The 17,714-nt window shown below is 67.1% G+C and carries 13 protein-coding genes; 4 read left to right on the top strand and 9 right to left on the bottom strand.

Annotated features, from left to right (window positions below; all coding sequences use genetic code 11):
- Window positions 1-98 precede the first annotated feature (98 nt).
- The 4 genes from K2R93_15715 to K2R93_15730 all read right to left on the bottom strand — a co-directional run bounded on the left by K2R93_15715 (window position 99) and on the right by K2R93_15730 (window position 5,265).
- Window positions 99-713, bottom strand: coding sequence for a PEP-CTERM sorting domain-containing protein (locus tag K2R93_15715; GenBank protein ID MBY0491290.1), 615 nt, complete (start codon window positions 711-713; stop codon window positions 99-101).
- Between the two features lie 288 nt (window positions 714-1,001).
- Window positions 1,002-1,721: a PEP-CTERM sorting domain-containing protein gene (locus K2R93_15720; protein ID MBY0491291.1), complete on the bottom strand. Its 720-nt coding sequence runs from the start codon at window positions 1,719-1,721 to the stop codon at window positions 1,002-1,004.
- A 355-nt stretch (window positions 1,722-2,076) separates the two neighbouring features.
- Entirely contained in the window at window positions 2,077-3,153 is a 1,077-nt protein-coding gene (locus K2R93_15725; protein ID MBY0491292.1) for a GGDEF domain-containing protein, read from the bottom strand.
- 321 nt (window positions 3,154-3,474) lie between these two features.
- A complete protein-coding gene (locus K2R93_15730; protein MBY0491293.1) occupies window positions 3,475-5,265 on the bottom strand; it encodes an acyl-CoA dehydrogenase C-terminal domain-containing protein in 1,791 nt (596 codons plus the stop codon).
- Window positions 5,266-5,461: 196 nt separating this feature from the next.
- Between K2R93_15730 and sppA the strand changes: the two genes are divergently transcribed.
- The gene (gene sppA, locus K2R93_15735) at window positions 5,462-7,336 is read left to right on the top strand and encodes a signal peptide peptidase SppA (GenBank protein MBY0491294.1); all 1,875 of its coding nucleotides are present in this window, start codon (window positions 5,462-5,464) and stop codon (window positions 7,334-7,336) included.
- Between the two features lie 89 nt (window positions 7,337-7,425).
- On the opposite strand, the gene K2R93_15740 is transcribed toward sppA, so the two are convergent.
- Complete coding sequence (locus tag K2R93_15740) at window positions 7,426-7,794, bottom strand: hypothetical protein (GenBank protein MBY0491295.1); 369 nt, start codon at window positions 7,792-7,794, stop codon at window positions 7,426-7,428.
- Window positions 7,795-7,897: 103 nt separating this feature from the next.
- Here K2R93_15740 and K2R93_15745 point away from each other — a divergent pair, with 103 nt between their 5' ends.
- Window positions 7,898-8,914 (top strand): hypothetical protein, encoded by a 1,017-nt coding sequence (locus K2R93_15745; GenBank protein MBY0491296.1) that lies wholly within the window; start codon window positions 7,898-7,900, stop codon window positions 8,912-8,914.
- Window positions 8,915-8,953: 39 nt separating this feature from the next.
- On the opposite strand, the gene K2R93_15750 is transcribed toward K2R93_15745, so the two are convergent.
- Together K2R93_15750 and K2R93_15755 are read right to left on the bottom strand one after the other, a co-directional pair.
- Window positions 8,954-11,077: a TonB-dependent receptor gene (locus K2R93_15750; GenBank protein MBY0491297.1), complete on the bottom strand. Its 2,124-nt coding sequence runs from the start codon at window positions 11,075-11,077 to the stop codon at window positions 8,954-8,956.
- Window positions 11,078-11,192: 115 nt separating this feature from the next.
- Window positions 11,193-11,885 (bottom strand): hypothetical protein, encoded by a 693-nt coding sequence (locus K2R93_15755; protein ID MBY0491298.1) that lies wholly within the window; start codon window positions 11,883-11,885, stop codon window positions 11,193-11,195.
- A 123-nt stretch (window positions 11,886-12,008) separates the two neighbouring features.
- Between K2R93_15755 and K2R93_15760 the strand changes: the two genes are divergently transcribed.
- Window positions 12,009-13,469, top strand: coding sequence for an MBL fold metallo-hydrolase (locus K2R93_15760; GenBank protein MBY0491299.1), 1,461 nt, complete (start codon window positions 12,009-12,011; stop codon window positions 13,467-13,469).
- A 177-nt stretch (window positions 13,470-13,646) separates the two neighbouring features.
- On the opposite strand, the gene K2R93_15765 is transcribed toward K2R93_15760, so the two are convergent.
- Window positions 13,647-14,174 carry a hypothetical protein gene (locus K2R93_15765; protein ID MBY0491300.1) on the bottom strand — a complete coding sequence of 176 codons (528 nt, stop codon included), beginning with the start codon at window positions 14,172-14,174 and terminating at the stop codon, window positions 13,647-13,649.
- 210 nt (window positions 14,175-14,384) lie between these two features.
- Complete coding sequence (locus K2R93_15770; protein ID MBY0491301.1) at window positions 14,385-16,406, bottom strand: M1 family metallopeptidase; 2,022 nt, start codon at window positions 16,404-16,406, stop codon at window positions 14,385-14,387.
- A 124-nt stretch (window positions 16,407-16,530) separates the two neighbouring features.
- Between K2R93_15770 and argJ the strand changes: the two genes are divergently transcribed.
- Entirely contained in the window at window positions 16,531-17,709 is a 1,179-nt protein-coding gene (argJ, locus tag K2R93_15775; protein ID MBY0491302.1) for a bifunctional glutamate N-acetyltransferase/amino-acid acetyltransferase ArgJ, read from the top strand.
- Window positions 17,710-17,714: the final 5 nt, after the last annotated feature.

Here is a 17,714-nt window from a genome sequence, read left to right on the forward strand (position 1 = left end):
CAGCGATCCGGCGGAAGCGCCTCGGCGCGTAACGGCCCCTGAACGAAAAACCGCCCCGGCCGAAGCCGGGGCGGTTCGCGATGCAAACCTGCTGAGTCTCAGACCTGCGCGCTGCGGCGACGACGCGCGACGGCGAAGATGCCGAGGAGGCCGGCCGTCATGAGCGCGTAGGTCGACGGCTCGGGAACCGTGCTCGTCGTCGGCACGCACGTGCCGTTGGGGCCCGTGATGCACTGCTCGCCCGGGCCGCTGACACCCGTGTAAATGTTGATGTGCGAGATGTTCTGGGCGATGCCGTTCTGGTTGACGGCGGTACCGATCGTATTCCAGTTGATCGTCGTCGCGCCGCCCGACGGCCGGTTGTACAGATAGAGGCTGTAGTTGTCAGCCGCCTTGATGCCGAGCACGAAGAATCCCGTCAACGAGCTGACATTGACGGTACCCGAGCTGGCGCCATTACCGTTGGAGGTGGAGTTGAAAACCCACGTGCCTCCGAACGTGTTGGCGAGCATGGTGTTGTCGCCCGCGTTGCTCGAGCTGTTGATGTTGCCGTTGATCGCGCCGACGCAACGAACAAAGTACGAAACCGTCGGGCTCGTCATCGACGAGGCGCTGGTGCAGAGTTCGGTAGGCGTCACCGACGGCGGCGTGGCGAATGCCGGCGAGGCCATAAGGACGCTGAGCGACGCGGCGATAGCGAGCTTCTTGAACATAGGGGCTATGAAAGAGAGTCAATGAAGCGATCGACATACAGTAGCATCAATTCACATGCCCTTGGCAGCCATACTTATGTGAAATGTTATTCATGTTTATATGTTCATGCGAAGGAAGACTTTAGCCCTATGCGACAGATCGTTCGCTGACCGTTCGCCAGCCGATATTGCCCCGCGATGAACCGCCGTTGTGGCGCCTGGCCCACAATCACGCGGCGCCCGCTCTACGAACGCAAAACCGCCCCGGCCGAAGCCGGGGCGGTGCGAAGAACGCGGACCGATTGGAAATCAGACCTGGGCGGCGTTGCGACGACGGCGAGCGACGCCGAAGATGCCGAGGAGGCCGGCGGTCATGAGGGCATACGTCGACGGCTCAGGAACCACGTTCGTGATCGTCGGCGTCCCGCCGCACGTTGACTGCGTACCAACGAAGGAGCCACGCGTGGTCTCCGACCCGCCGCGTTCGTACACGGCCTTGTTCGACGAACCGCAATCCGCGTTGCCGTAGGGAGCACCCTGATCGTGGACGGCAATCTGAACACCGGCGAGATCCAGATCAGCCTTGCCCTTGTTCAGAGAGAACGAGAACTGAGCGATGCCATTGGAGGTCAAACCGTTGTTGCCGCCGGCATCGATGCCGAACACCGGCGCGTCGATTCCCGCGCCGCTCAGGCCGTTCGGGCCCGTAACGACAGTGCCGAAAGAATTGCTCGGCGACCCGGTTATGCTGACCGCGATCGGAAGCATCGAGTAGCCCGTCGTCGGATTCAACCCGGCAACGCCGATCTGGGTAAACACGCTGCCCGCGCTGCGGTTCTGAAGCCAAAGCTGGAAAGTCGTTGACGTGGCCGTGAACGACGTGATCTCGAGCTTCGCAGTAAAGCAGGACAGGAAGGTGCCGCCACCGCACACCGGCGACCCGGTCACGTCGATCAGGACCTGCGCCTGCGCTTGCTGTGTGGCCGCGGCCAGCGCGAGTGAACCAGCGAGAGCGAGTTTCTTCAACATTGTCGTGTGGGTCTGAGTTAGTTCGGTCCTTCGTTCCGGCTCCATGCAGTTCAAGTCACGTGCCGTGCGTGACGGGCCACACCAGCAAGATGAAGCTCGCAAAATCTTTCTAAGTCGTTGAAAGTGAATGATTTAGACACACCCATACATGAATACCGCATCATGTAGTTGCATTCATGCAATTGTGTGGTACACGAACCACACCACGTGTAAGCCCCCTGCACCACCCTCGAGCGCGACCCTCGCCCGGCCAAACCGCACAAGATCACAGACTTCCAGTATCCACAAAAGACCGAGGCCGATCGGCATGCGCCGATCGGCCTCGAGTGCATTGCGCCGCCTTCACTTCCACGGCTCAGGCCGGCACCAGCCCTTCCGCCACCACACAGCGGTCACGGCCGTTCTGCTTGGCCTTGTACAGCGCCTTGTCCGCACGGGCGACCCACTCCTCGACTTCCTCGTGGAATTCGAGCTGGGCCACGCCCACCGACGCGCCCACGGAGAACTCCATCGCGGGGTGCGGGGCCGGCAGCTGCGAGAGCTGCTCCTGGAGCCGGCGGCCGAGCGTCTGGGCCATCTTCCAGTCGGTGTTGTGCAGGATCGCCGCGAACTCGTCGCCGCCCAGGCGGCAGAGGACGTCGCTCTGGCGCAGGAACACCTTCGACAGCGCCTTCGACAGGTTGATGATCGCCTGGTCGCCCGCCTGATGCCCGTACATGTCGTTCACGAGCTTCAGTTTGTCGAGGTCGATCATGAGCAGCACCACCGGCTGACGCGACAGCGAGAACATCTGGATCGCGCGCGGGGCGGTCATGTCGAACAGCTTGCGGTTGCCGAGCCCGGTGAGCGGGTCGGTCGTGCTCTCGCGACGCGCTTCCTCGAGCTGCTTGCCGAGCCGATCGAGCTTGGTCGCGAGGCTCACATACTGTTCCTGCTGCTGCTCACGGCGCGTCTGGAGCGCCGACTCGATCGCCAGCACGGCGCCGAGGACTTCCTGCTTGATCGAGCCGGTCTGCATGCGCTTGAGCGCATTCTTCGCCCGCTCCATCTGCGACTCGGCCGTCGAATCCGTGACGTGGTCGACCTTCACGGCATTGTGGACGGTCTCGACGCAGGCCCACAACGCTTCTCGAAGCTCATTGATGGACGATTCGACATACCGGTGCTCGGTCATCCGCTGATCGGTCACCGCGCGGACCACGCCGCTCCAGTCACGCTCAGGGACGGCCAGTGCCTGCCCTTCCGCATGCTCATCGAGCGGAAGGCCCATGGTCGCGTGCCGCTGCCAGCGTCCGAGTTCCTTGCCCACTTCTTCAGCGGGCTTCTCGGGCGTGTCGAGCGGGAAGCGAGAGAGGGCCGTCAGGACGCCACCAAGGGCGTCGAGAACCAGACCGAGGGATTGATCGGCGTTTTGGAGCACAGGAGTGGCCACTGCGGAGGCCGTGCCGGAATTCGCCCGCACTTCTGAGCTGATCGCGCTGTCCGAACCGCTTCGCTCGGACGAGGGGCGAGGCTCTGCATAGAGCTTCTTGAAGAACATCGGTTGGGGTGAAGGTTGCTGTGCTTATCGGCACGTCCCACCCCACACTTAAGTAATGCCCGCTTCATCGTCACACGGCCGGCACAACACTCACGATTTCCGTACTGTGCCGGTGACAATTGTCACGAAGATCCGAAGCACCTTCCATTAGACGGCTGAGGGCCGGAAACGTCATCCATTCCCGGCCCTCCCGCGCCTTCCGACCTGCCGCGCTTAAAACTCGTCGACCGCCATGGCCATGATCGGCGCCGCGCCCGACTGGATGGCCGTGAGCAGTGTGGCCGTTTCCGGGAGCAACCGGCTGAAGTAGAACCGCGCGGTCTTGAGCTTGGCTTCGTGGAACCGCTTGTCTCCCGCGCCGGCCGCCAGCTTCTGTTGCGAGACCGTCGCCATGCGCAGCCACTGCCACCCCACCGCCACGTAGCCCATGAGGTGCAGATACTCCGTGGCCGCCGCGCCCGCTTCATCGGGGTTGGCGAAGCCGCGTTCGGCCAGCAGCATCGTGGCCTTCTGAAGCTGATAGAGGCTGGCGCCCAGCGCCTTGGCAAAATCCTCCAGGCCATCAACCGACGACGCCACCTCCACATCGCCCTTCACGAACTCGAAGAAGCGGCGCACCAGGCGGCCGCCTTCCATGGGCAGCTTGCGCCCCACGAGATCGAGCGCCTGCACGGCGTTCGTCCCCTCATAGATGGGCGCAATGCGCGCATCACGCACGTACTGCTCCATCCCGTATTCCTTGATGTAGCCGTGCCCGCCAAGCGTCTGCAGGGCGATGTTCGTGTTCTCGAACGCCTTGTCGGTGAGGAACGCTTTGATGACCGGCGTCATGAGCGCGACCATGTCCGACGCATCCTGTCGCGTCGCCGCGTCGGGGTGCCGGTGCTCGAGATCGATGCGGATGCCCACCCAGTAGGCGAGCGCGCGCATCCCTTCGTTGAACGCCTTGATGCGCAGCAGCCCCTTCCGCACGTCAGGGTGCACCACGATCGGATCGGCCGGCCCGTCGGGGTTCTTGGGGCCGGTGAGGGCGCGTCCCTGCAGGCGCTCCTTGGCATAGGCCAGTGCGTTCTGATAGGCGACTTCGCTGAGCCCCAGCCCCTGCAGGCCCACCGCCAGACGCGCGCCGTTCATCATGACGAACATCGCGCGCATCCCCTTGTGCGGCTTGCCCACCATCCAGCCGGTGGCGTTGTCGAAGTCGAGCACGCACGTCGCGGAGGCCTTGATGCCCATCTTGTGCTCGATGCTGCCGCACGTCACGCCGTTGCGCGTGCCCAGGCCGCCTTCTTCGGTAGGCAGATACTTGGGGACGAGGAAGAGCGAGATCCCCTTCGTGCCGCTGGGCGCATCGGGGAGCTTGGCCAGCACCAGATGCACGATGTTCTCGGTCAGATCGTGCTCGCCCGCCGAGATGAAGATCTTCTGCCCGGTGATCTTGTAGGCACCGTCGCCCGCCGGCACGGCCTTGGTATTGATGATGCCGAGGTCGGTGCCCGCGTGCGCCTCGGTCAGACACATCGTGCCGCCCCACGTACCGTCGATGAGCTTGGGGAGGAAACGCTGCTTGAGCTCTTCCGACCCGTGGCTCATCAGCGCGCTCACCGCGCCGTGCGACAGGCCGGGATACATGGAGAAGGAGAGATTCGCCGAGCAGAGCATCTCCTCCATGACGAAGCGCACCATCTCGGGGAGTCCCTGCCCGCCGTAGTTCGCGTCGGCACTGACGGCGGTCCAGCCGTCGGCGGCGTAGCGCGTGTACGCCTCCTTGAAGCCGCTGGGCGTCTTCACCTGCCCGTTCTCGAGCTTCACGCCTTCGGCGTCGCCCGTCTGGTTGAGCGGGAAGAGCACGTCCTCACAGAAGGCGGCGCCGCCGGCCAGGATCTCCTCGATCATCTCCGGCGTGGCGTCTTCGAAGCCCGGCAGCTGGCTGAGCTGGCCGATGTCGTGGACGTCGTTGAGGAGATAGCGGATGTCGTCGAGCGGGGCCTTGAAGGCGGGCATGGTGGGGGCGCGGCGGGAGGTGACCGGACGGACCGGGACGGGTAAGGCGCTCCCTTGATCATTGCACCCGGTTCCGGGGGCCGCAAGACCCAATGCGACGGTAGCGTCATGTTTTTAATGCCCGGGGGGATGACCCATCCCGGCCCCTCGCGTGTAGACTCCGGAGGTGCTGTTCGTCCCCTCCTGGAGACCTGGAATGAAGGCGTTTTTCACGGCGCTTGCCGCCAACCTGATCACCATTGCCATCTGTGTCGTGGCCGGTGTGCTGCTCCTCGCCGGCATCATTGCGTCGGCCGGGTCGAGCGCGGCGCCCGACGTGCCCGCCAACGCGGTGCTGGTGATCGATCTCGACCGCCCGCTCTCCGATCGCCCGGCCAAGCCCACCGAGACGGGCTTCCTGGACGACGCCTTTGCCCCCGGCACCCCGGCCATTCCGCTCCGCTCGGCGCTCACGGCCATCAAGAGCGCGGGCGATGATGATCGCATCAGCGGCATCCTGCTGCGGGGTACCGTCGCCAGCGACGGCACGATGTCCGGCTTTGCGGCGCTGCGCGAGCTGCGGGCGGCGCTGACCGCGTTCCGCACGACCAGCAAGAAGCCGGTGCACGCGTACCTCGTCACGCCCGACACGCGCACCTACTACGTGGCCTCGGCGGCCGGCACGATCACGCTCGATCCGTTCGGCTCGCTGCTCCTCCCCGGCCTCGCGTCGGAACAGACGTTTCTGTCCGGGCTCTTCGAACAGCTCGGTGTGGGTGTGCAGGTGAGCCGGGTGGGGCGCTTCAAGGCGGCGGTCGAGCCCTTCATTCGGAAGGACATGAGCCCCGAGAACCGCTTGCAGACGGCGAGCTATCTGGGCGATCTCTGGCACGAAGTGAAGCGCGGCATCGGCGAATCGCGCGGCGTGGATACGGTGGCGCTCCAGTCGCTGGTGGACAGCGCGGGGATCATCGACCCCGCGCTCGCCACGTCGAGCAAGCTGGTGGACCGCGTGGCGTACTTCGATGCGGTGCTGACCGATCTCGAGAAGATGACCGGGAGCAGCGACAGCACGAAGAGCACGAAGCAGAAGTCCGACATGGATGAACTGCTCGGCCGCCCCTCGCTGCCGCAGATCGCCTTGCAGACGTATGCGTCGATCGCCGCCGCGAAGGATCATGACTTCACGGCGAGCCAGGCGGTGGCCGTGGTGTATGCGGAAGGCGATATCGTGGATGGCGAAGGGAGCGACGGCAGCATCGGTGGCGATGCGCTGGCGCGTGAGCTCCGCAAGCTGCGCAAGGATGACAAGGTCAAGGCCGTCGTGCTGCGCGTGAACAGCCCCGGTGGCAGCGCGGTCGCGTCGGAAACGATGCACCGCGAGCTCACGCTACTCGGCGCCAAGAAGCCGCTAGTGGTGAGCATGGGCTCGCTGGCCGCGAGCGGCGGCTATTGGATCAGCACCGCCGGGCAGCGGGTATATGCCGAACCGAACACGATCACCGGGTCGATTGGCGTGTTCTCCATCGTGCCCAACGTGCAGGCGCTGGCGAACAAGCATGGCGTAACGTTCGACACGGTGAAGACCGGGCGCTACGCCGATCTGTTCACGCTCTCCCGCCCACGGACTGCCGATGAAATGGCGGTGCTGCAGCGCGGCACCGACATCGTGTACAAGGCGTTCCTCGAGCGCGTCGCCGCCGCGCGCAAGCTGCCGGTGGATTCGGTGGCGGCGATTGCCGAGGGGCGCGTCTGGTCGGGTGTGCAGGCGCAGCGGATTGGCCTGGTCGATTCGCTCGGCGGGCTCGACGCGGCGGTCAGTGGTGCGGCGAAGCTGGCCAAGATCACGGGGAGCTTTGATGTGCGCGAGTATCCCCGCACGAAGTCGGCGCGTGAGCGGCTGTCGGAATATTTCGAAGACAAGCCGGCGCCGGTGGCCTCACGCGCGGCGCAGGCGGTTGATGCGCTCGGGATGCGCGGCCCGGCGGCGCAGCTCGCGCGGGACATCACGCGCGAGCTGGCGGTCCTGCTGTCATACAACGATCCGCGCGGGACCTATGCGCGACTGCCGTACATCCTGCGGGTGCACTGACCCGTCGGGTGTACGGCAGCAACCGCGTGGCAACCGCGTGGCAACCGCGATGCGATCGCGACCCCCCGCGGGCCGCGATCGCCGGGCACTCAGTCGAGCAGCGAAACGGGTGACGCGCCGGGCGTGACCTTGCGGTAGGCTTCCTGCTGCTGCGTCTTCGCTTCCCACTCGGCATGCTCGGCGCGCGCGCGCGCGACATGCGCCCCCGCCTTGGCGATCGCGGCGTGCAGGCCGCGCTTCTGAACATCGGCCAGCGCCCATTCGGCCGCGGCGACGCGATTACGCGCAATCGCCAACTGCTCCACGCACCGCGTGGCGTGATAGCTGCTCCAGGCGAACACCGACCGATCGTCGTCGAAGCCGGCGAGCGCCCAGATCCCGTCATTCACGGGGATCGAGTCCAACAGAATCGCGTCGATATCGGTCGACGTCGCGAGCGTGATCTCTGCACTGTCCATGATGGCCACCCAGGGAGTGAACGTCTGTCGGGCACGGTCGGCCCGATACCATCTCAACCGCTGACGCCGCCACACGTTCCCACGGCCCCACTACATTGCGCGCATGCGTATGCGATTCTCCCGCCCCCGTGTGAGCGGTTCGGCCGTGTCCCTGCTGTGTGCCATTCCCGCTCTGGTCGGGGCGCAAACGGCCCAGACCAAGCAGCCGTCCCCCACGCCGACGAAGCCGCCGCAGGCGGAGCACGCCTATCCCACTGGCGGGACCTCCGCCGCCGCCCGCGCCCTGGCCGGCCGGCCGGCCCCGACGTGGCCCGTACCGGGGCCGCCACCGCTCCCGGGGAGTATCCTGCCGGCCAAGCGCATCGTGGCCTACTACGGCAATCCGTACTCCAAGCGGATGGGCGTGCTGGGCGAGTACCCCAAGGACGAGATGCTGCGCCGTCTCGATCGCGAAGTGGCGGCGTGGCAAAAGGTCGACCCGGCAACCCCGGTGCAACCGGCGCTGCATCTGATCACGACGGTGGCGCAGGGCGACGCCGGGAAAGATGGTCGCTATCGCATGCGGCACAGCGATGCGCTGACCGAGAAGGTGTACGGCTGGGCGAAGGAGCGTAACGCCCTGCTCTTCCTCGATGTGCAGGTCGGGCTCAGCACCATTCAGGAGGAGTATCCGCGGCTCGAGGCGTTTCTGGCGCGCCCCGATGTGCACCTCGGCATGGATCCCGAGTTCTCCATGAAGGACGGCACGCGCCCGGGCAAGAAGATCGGCACGTACGATGCGGCCGATGTGAACTGGGTCATCGACCGGCTCGCCAAGCTCGTGACCGAGAAGGGGCTGCCGCCCAAGATTCTCGTAGTGCATCGCTTCACCAGACCGATGCTGACGAACGCGTCGAAGATCAAGCGCGACCCGCGGGTGCAGGTCGTGATTCACATGGACGGGTGGGGCCCGCCGTCGCTCAAGAAGGACTCCTACGCGGCGTACGTGTACGCGGATCCCGTGCAGTTCACCGGGTTCAAGCTGTTCTACAAGAACGACACGCGTTACGGCGGCCCGATGATGACGGCGGCGCAGGTGTTCACCCTGACGCCGCGCCCGCTCTACATCCAGTATCAGTAACGCTTATCAGTAACGCTCAGGGCGCCGTAGCGGTGACGGTCACCGCCACCGCGCACTCATGAGGAACACCACGCGTCGCGGCAGTCCGGGCTCGAAGTAGCGATTGCGCGTGGCATTGAGGACGAGCGAACTCGCGTAGCGGCGATCAAAGAGATTCTCCACCGCCAGCGTGGGCTCGAGCGTCACGGCCCCGATTGCGGGCGACGCATAGCCCACGCGCCAATTCCACACGGTGTAGCCGGCGCCAAAGATCGTGGCCGCATCGTTGGCGCTCGCCCGCGCCGACGCGGTGACCTCGGCGGTGCTCCAGAGGCCGGCGCGGCGCACCGTGGTGAACGCCTGCGCATACTGGGCCGGCAGCCCCGGAATCGGCTTGCCGGCGTACGACACCGTACCCACGTCGTAGCGATCAAAGCGGTACGTGGCGTAGCTGTAGGCCACTCCGGTGCTCAGGTGGCTCCACTCGCCGCGCAGGCTGGCTTCCGCGCCACTGCGCGAGGTGCGCCCCGCGTTGCGAAAGGCGCGACGACCGGCCTGCCCGGGCACATCAAAGCCCACGAGTTCGTCGAGGACCTTGGCGCGGAAGAGTGCGAGATCGGCGCGGAGATGACCGGCGACGAGTGCCTGCGCACCGACTTCCACGGTGCGCGTCCGCTGCGGCCCGAGCGTGACATTGAGTCCCGCCGCGCCGTTCTCCTGATTCGTGAGTTCGGTGATGGTGGGCGTTTCGAAGGCCGTGGCGAGATTCGCGTAGGCGCTCCACGTGCGACGCGGCCGCCAGGCGAGCCCCAGCATCGGGCTGGTCGCGCGCAGTGTCCGGTCGCCCGAGTCGTTGAGATTGGTGGCCGTGATGAAGCGATCGGTGACCGTGAACTGCACGGCATCCCCCCGCAGCGCCGCGCTGACGAAGAGATGCGCCGGCGCCTCGACTTCGGCGCGCGCATAGGCGCCGGCGCCGCTCACGACCTCGCGCTGATCCAGGCGCACCGCGCCCCGCTCCCGGCCAGCCGTCGGACAGCGGGTGGTGACCGGAGCGGTGGGGAGTACGTCGGCGCAGTTCTCGTAGTTGGAGCGCTCATCGCGCTGCCGTTGGGCATCGGCGCCGGCACTCAGGCGGAGTGGCCAGGGGAGCGCGGTGACGCGCCACGCGCCATGCACGCCCCCACCCACGACGCGCCGGTCCACCGCCACGATCGCGAACGGCAAGGGGTTGTCGAGCGTGCGCGTCCCCGTGAAGAGCGACCCGCGCACCGTGCCACTGCCGACCGTGCGCTCCGCGAGCAGCGCGACCTGCGACTGCTGCACCGCCTTGCGACTGCGCTTGGTGATGTTGAGCGAATCGGGCAGCGCGGGATCGCGCGCGAGTTCCGCCGCCGTGAGCGCGCCGGGATTCTCGGCGCGCGGCGCGTCGTAGCGGGTGCCCTGGAGTTCGAATCGCGTGCCGGCGATGGTGGCGCTCGTGCGCGCAAAGACGCTCGAGGCATCGAGGCGCGACCAGGCCCGCTGGCCGTCGCCGCGCGTGCGCGTGAAGGACGCCAGCCACTGCGGGGCCTGCAGCACACCGAGCGGCGCGGCGGCAGATCCCGAGGCGGTCACATTGGCGCGCTGCACGCCACCACCGTCCCACACCCGCGTCGCGAGCGACGCCGGCGCCGCGGAGGGCGCGCGCGAGGTCATCGCCACAACGCCGCCGGCCGCGTTGCCGTAGAGCGCCGCCGCCGTGCCGCGCACGACATCGACCTGGCCGATCGTTTCGAGATCCAGCCAGTCGAGTGGGGTCTGCCCGTCGGGCAGCGAGAGGGGCACGCCATCGCGCAGGATGCGCACGCCGCGCACACCGAACGCGCTGCGGGCCCCGAAACCGCGCAGGGTCACGCGCGGGTCCTGCGAGGGATTGGCGCGGTCCTGCACCTGCACCCCAGGCACACCGAGCAACAGATCGCCCACGCCGCTCCGCCGCTGGGCCGGTCGTTCGGTCAGGGCGGTGCTGGTGGTGGCAAAGGGCAACTCGAAGGGCGATCGCGCCTGATCGCGGGTCACCGTAATGCGCACCGCGCCGAGCGCCTGCGCGCTCGAATCGCGACGCGTGGTGGTGTCGCGCCCTTGCGCTGCGAGTGGGTGGGACGCGGCGAGGCCCATGGCCGCGCCGGTCGCGAGGCCCATGGCCGCGCGCCTCGCTGAATTCCGAGAGTTTCTGAGCACCCTCCGATCTATCGCGCCACGGCGTCTGGCGGGAGGGTCCGCGCGGAGAGGTCGCGCCGATGGCCGGCGACGCGTGTTACGGCGTGCTGCAGCTCGGGTTGCGGTTCAGCGGGTTGTCATCGAACAGCTCACCCGTGCGGGAGCAGATGATGCCGGTACCGGTGTCGCGGAGCGACAGGAACCAGTGCGACGATGACGCATTGCTCTTCACGACCCGCTGGTCGGGGCCGAGCCGGGCGCCGCGCCCCTCGAGTTCGCGCCAGGTGGCGAAGCGGCCATTGAGCAGCCGGTAGGTGCCCTGCAGCTCGAAGACCTTCACGAAGGTCGCGCTCATCGCCTGCTTGCTGCGATCGAGCTGCATGCTGCCGCGCATCTGGACGGCGGCAATGGACACCGCGACAAAGACGAAGGCGACGATCAGGCTGGTCACCAGGGTCCGTTCGCGTTCGGCGGCAGCAATGCGGCGCTGTGTTTCGCGGGTTGGTCCCGCCGGCGTTTCGGCCGGCCGTTCGGCGACCGGCTTCGCCGCCCCGCGCACGGTGGTCGCATAGGGCGTGGGCACCGGCGCGACCGGGCGTGTGCGCATGGGCACCGACGGGACCAGGCGCGCCGGGACGGCGGGCGCGTTGGCCACGGAGCTCCGGCCAACGCCCATCATGGGGCCTGCCTCGCGTCGTCCGGCCGGTGGCGCCGCGCCAATCCCCCGCTGGGCCGCCTCGAACTGCCGGGCTGCGAGCGTCGACGGACGACGTGGAGGTGACGTGGACATGGCCGCATGGTATCTCACGGACGATCGGGAGGGCATAGCGGCATCGGCATCCCTATCACAGAAGTGGAACGCGCTGCAACTTTCCTGTGACCAACCGCAGCAACTCCACGAAATTCGTCGTCCATGTTCTTTCGACAGCTCTACGACACGGCCCTGGCGCAAGCGAGCTATGTGATCGGCTGCCAGGCCACCGGCGAGGCGATCGTCATTGATCCCCTGCGGGACCCGGCCCCCTATCTCGCGGTCGCCAAGGCCGAGGGGCTCCGCATCACCCACATCACCGAGACGCACATTCACGCCGACTTCGTCTCGGGGGCGCGCGAACTCCGGGCCGCCTGTGGGGCGCAGCTCTACCTGTCGGCGGAGGGTGGCAGCGACTGGCAGTACGCGTATGCGGCCACCGATGGCGCGACGCTGCTGCATGACGGCGACCGCATCGTCGTGGGCAACATCCATCTCGACGTGATGCACACGCCCGGGCATACGCCGGAGCATCTGAGCTTCATCGTGACCGACACGCCGCGGGCCGCCGGTCCCATGGGCGTGCTGACCGGTGACTTTGTGTTTGTGGGCGATGTCGGGCGGCCGGACCTGCTCGAGCGCGCGGCCAAGATCGCGAACACCATGGAAGCCGGAGCGCGCACCCTCTTTCATTCGCTCGAACGCTTCCGCGCGCTGCCCGATCACCTGCAGGTGTGGCCGGGCCATGGCGCCGGGTCGGCGTGCGGCAAGGCGCTGGGCGCGGTCCCCTCGAGTACCGTGGGCTACGAAAAGATGGCCAACTGGGGCGTGGGCACGACGGACGAGGCCACCTTCGTGCAGATGGTGCTCGACGGGCAGCCGGAACCCCCGCGATACTTCGCCGAGATGAAGCGGCTCAACCGCGACGGCCCGCCGGTACTTGGCGCGCGCGCCCCACTCCCGCGCCTCGAGGCGGCGGACGTGCTCGCACTAGGCGCCGATCACTGGGTGATCGACCTGCGCTCGGCGGCGGCCGCGGCTGACGGATACGTGTCGGGCACGCTCAACGTCCCGCTCTCGAAGTCGTTCAGTACCTATGTCGGGTCATTGCTGCCGATCACGGCCCCGGTGGTGCTGCTGGCGAGTGAATCGCCCAACAGTCCGGAGCGCACAACCGATACGGCGCCCGACTCGGTGACCAGCACGCGCGAGGTCCTGGCCCACGTCGGCTTCGATCAGGTGATTGGCTGGGCGTTCGCGGACCCCGTGCTCGCGCAGGCGACCGCCGCGGGACGCGTGGCCAGCATGCCCCAGGTGGCCCCGGCACAGTTGCAGTCGATGGCGGAGATTCCGGTCATCGATGTGCGCGGGCGCAGCGAATGGGATGGTGGTCATCTCCCCGGCGCGCGGCATCTGCCGCTGGGGAGCCTGCCAGAAGAGGCGGCGGCGTTGGCGTCGGCGCCGCTGGTGGTGCAGTGCCAGTCGGGCGGGCGGTCGGCGATCGCGGCGAGCCTGATCGCCCGGGCGGCGTACTTCGCGGGTCACACGCCCCTGGTGCGCAACCTCGCCGGCGGGTATCTGGCGTGGCGAGGGGCGGGGTTACCCGTGACCAGTGGTGATTGAGCGCCCGTTTCCGTGGGACGAGCCGGGTGACGCTCAAATGACGCGCTGATACTAAAGAGCGGGACCGGGTTTCCGGTCCCGCTCTTTGTGTATGGGCGGACACTGCGCTTACTGCCGTTGTCTGCGGTCCTGTGCTGTCGTCCCTGCTGGCGAGTGAGTGAACGGCAGTAATGCGGGTCAGCTCTTCGCCGTGGCGATCTGCTGCCGGAGCAATTCCGACGCCGCGCTCCGCTGCGCCGGCGTGCCCACACGCAGGGCGTCCACGCAGGCGAGCATCGCGTGCAGCCGCGCGTCCTTCGCGACCACCTTGGTCAGGCCGTTGAACAGCGGCACCAGCGTTTCACCACGCACGGTGCCGGCCTCCGTTGGCCAGATGAGCGGCCGCAGCGGCTCGGCACCGGTCACCGCCGCCGCAACCTCCGGATGCGCCCCGGCCGTCGGCAGCCCGACGCGTTCCGGGCCGTGCACCGGCGGAAAGGCGTAGCGAACGCCGTGCACCAGGAACTCATGGAGCGCCTCCTCCCGCACCGTGCGCGAACCGGGGCCACAGATCCCGGCGTGCTGCAGGCGCGCCACCGAGCGATGCACCGCGCTGGTGCTGGTGGCCAGCGCGCCGGCGAGCGGCTCATACCGATCTTCGGGCACCAGCACGAGCCGAAGCGCGACGGCAATGTCGAACGGGCGAAGCGAAGGCTGAGAGGGCACCGGAGCGGTAGGCAGAGAGTGGAGGGGTGGGGACCAGACGCGGCAGTGTAGTGAAATATTCCGGGAAACGACATACCGAGCCGCGCATACATCGTCCCGGAAATTTCACTTTTTATCACCAATGGAATCGTTTTACAGCGAAAATACACCCCTCGAACCCGTTACATTAAACAGGACTTAATGTACGGTTCGTCCCTCCCGCTGCGCCGCCTAGGGCTGCCGAGTGGGAGAGCCCCACCGGTTGTTCTTGCGATCGACGTCGAGCAGGCGCTGCTCGGGGTCGAGTTCGATCCCCACGAGCTGCTTCCCCACGAAGCGGAACTCGCGCACATAGCGCCGCGTGTTGGTGCTCCACACCTCCGCGGGATAGTGCACGTCCATCGTGCTGCCGTCGCTGAAGGAGAAACGCGCACGAATGGGCAGCACGCCCCGCTCGCGGTTGCCGAACACCACCGCCACCTGATTCGTGTCACCGCGCGTGCGGGTCACGACGGTGTCGACCGCCTGATCGAAGCGCGCGTTTTCGATGAACCACTCCCGCCAGAACCAGTCGAGCCGACGGCCCGCGACGTTCTCCATGGTCCGGAAGAAATCGGCCGGCGTGGGATGCTTGAAGGCCCAGCGCGCGGTGTACGTCTTGAACGCCTCATCGAACGCCTGCGGCCCGAGGATCTCCTGCCGCAACAGCTGGAGCCCCACACTCGGCTTCACGTAGGCGGTCACCCCGAGCATGTCGGGGGCGATGCGGTCGGGGTTGATGTCAATGGGCTTGTCCATGCCCGCCGTCATCACCTGCTCCACCAGGCGACGCTCCTCCGCCGCGCGCGCCATCTGATCGCCCTTCTCCGGATAGCGGCGGCCTTCCGAGAAGGTATTGATGAAGGTGTTGAAGCCTTCGTCCTGCCACATGTAGACGCGTTCGTTGCTCCCGACAATCATCGGGAACCACATATGTCCGATCTCGTGCGTGACGACGTTGTACAGGTCGTACACATCGGCACTTTTGTTCTCCATCGCGATCATGGGGTACTCCATGCCGCTGATGGGGCCTTCGATGGCCGAGATCTGCGGCCAGGGGTACATGAACCAGCGCTCGGAGTACTCCATGATCGACATGCGCGACTGGTCGGCGGCGTCGTGCCAGTTCACCGCGGCGCTGGGGCGGTAGTAGGCGTAGGCCATGATCCCCTTCCAGCTGGTCGCATCCCACTGAAAGTCGGGTGAGGCCGCCCACACCGCGTCGCGCACATTCTTGGCGACGAAGTGCCACGTCATCGTGCCGCTCGTGCGCGGGCGCGCCTTGCCGCTCGCGAGTTCGTCGGCCGTGATGAGGCGCACCACGGTATCGCTCTTGGCCGCGATCGCGTGGCGTGCGAGGGTGGTGGGGGTGAGGACCTGGGCGGCGTTCTGGAGCGCCCCCGTTGCCGCCACGATGTAGCCCGCCGGCACGGTCACGCTCAGATCGTAGTCGCCGTACTCGAGATAGAACTCGCCCTGCCCCAGATACGGTTCGATGTTCCAGCCACGCACATCATCGTACACGGCGACGCGCGGATACCACTGGGCGATCTCGTAGAGCGCGCCCTCGCGCCCCATGCGGTCGGCGCCATGCTCGGGCACGGGGAACGACCACGCCATGTCGATGGTGGCCGTCTTTCCCGGCGCGAGCGGCTCGGCGAGATCCACCTTCATGACGGTTTCTTCCACGCGGCGCGTGAGCTCCACGCTCTTGGTCGCGCCGCCGGCAGGGCCCAGCGTCTGCGCGAGCTTCGTGAACGTGTACCCGCCGTTGAAGCCACGCGAACCAAAGCGCCCGTCTTCCTCGAAGATGTACGAGTTGAGCGACTTGTCCCGGAAGGCGTTCTGCTCCGTCTGCATCCAGAGGAAGCGCAGCGTGTCCGGCGTGCGATTGGTATAGCGCAGCGTCATACTCCCGCTGACGCTCTTCTTGGCCGTATCGAGCGTGGCCTTGAGCACGTAGTCGGCGCGATTCTGCCAGTAGCGGGCGCCGGGGGCTCCGCTGCCGGCGCGCATCTCGTTGGCCGTGGGAAGTACGAGCGGCGCGAAGATGGAAGTATCGGCCACCGATCGCGGCGCGGGGCGTTCGGGGCGCGGCGCCTGAGCCGGCGCGCGCGTGGCCGACGCGGCCGCGAGGGCGAGGGCGGCCACCGCGCGATGGCCGCTGACGCGACCGCGCGGCAGGGAACGAAGGATGTCTGGCAGTGTCAGCATCAGAGCAGGATCCGGTGCGCAGGAATGGGCGGGAGCGTGAGAAAGATACCCCTGAGCGAGCCGAGGGGTCATCGACGCAATGCGGCTGCTTGTGAGGGACCCGCAGGCGGGCGAGTTTAGACGGATGTCCGAGCCCTCCCTCTTTCATGCCACGCCGGTGTTCCCGCGCGGCTTTCATTGCGCCAGCCGCAATGTGGGCCTCAAGCCCAGCGCGCGTGATCTGACGCTCTTCGCGAGCGACGTCGACGCGGCCGCCGCCGCGGTGTTCACGCGCAATCACTTCCCCGGCGCGCCGATCATTCTGGGGCGTGAGACCATCCGGGGCGGCACGTTGCGCGCGATCATCGCCAACAGCAAGGTGAGCAACGTGGCCACCGGCGCGACGGGCGTGGAGAATGCGCGGCGCATGGCGCGCGCGGCGGCCGCCGAACTCGGCACCGACCCGGGGCGGGTGCTGGTGAGCTCCACCGGCGTGATTGGCGTGCAGCTCCCGATCGAGAAGATCGAACGGGGCGTGGTGGGGATGGCTGCCGATCTGCAGGGCGACCCGATGGTCGGCGCGGAAGGAATCATGACCACCGACACGCACCCCAAGGCGCTGTCGGCCAGTGTGGGCAACGCCACGATCACGTGGGTGGCGAAGGGCTCAGGGATGATCGAGCCGAACATGGCCACCATGCTGAGCTACATCTTCACGGATGCGGCGTTCGATGCGCCCACGCTCGACCGCCTGCTGCGCGCGGCGGTGGCGCCGACGTTCAACATGCTCAGCGTGGACACCGATACGAGCACGTCGGACACGTGCGCGATTCTCGCCAACGGACTGGCGGGCGCGGTGGACGAAGCCGAATTCCTGCGCGTCCTGCGCGCGGGGTGCACGCGCATGACGGAGATCCTCGCGCGCGATGGCGAGGGGGCGGAGCATCTGGTCCGCGTGACGGTGCGCGGCGCCCTGAATGCCACCGAAGCGCACGTCGTGGCGAAGAGCATCGTGAACTCGCCGCTCGTGAAGACGATGGTGCACGGCGCCGATCCGAATGTCGGCCGCTTGCTGATGGCGGTGGGCAAGTGCTTCACCTGCACCATTCGGCCAGCCACGACCGATGCCTGGATCAACGGCTATCAGGTCGTGGGCAACGGCGAGCGCCTCGCGTTCGATGATGCCATCGTGCGCGAGACGCTCTCCCGGGAAGTGGTTGACCTCGAGGTGTGCCTCGGGGTGGGCGATGGGGAGGCCACGGCGTACGGCTGTGACCTCACGAAGGGGTACGTGGACGAGAACGCGGCGTACTACAGCTCCTGAGGAAC

Source organism: Gemmatimonadaceae bacterium (assembly GCA_019752115.1).
Taxonomy (GTDB): Bacteria; Gemmatimonadota; Gemmatimonadetes; order Gemmatimonadales; family Gemmatimonadaceae; genus Gemmatimonas.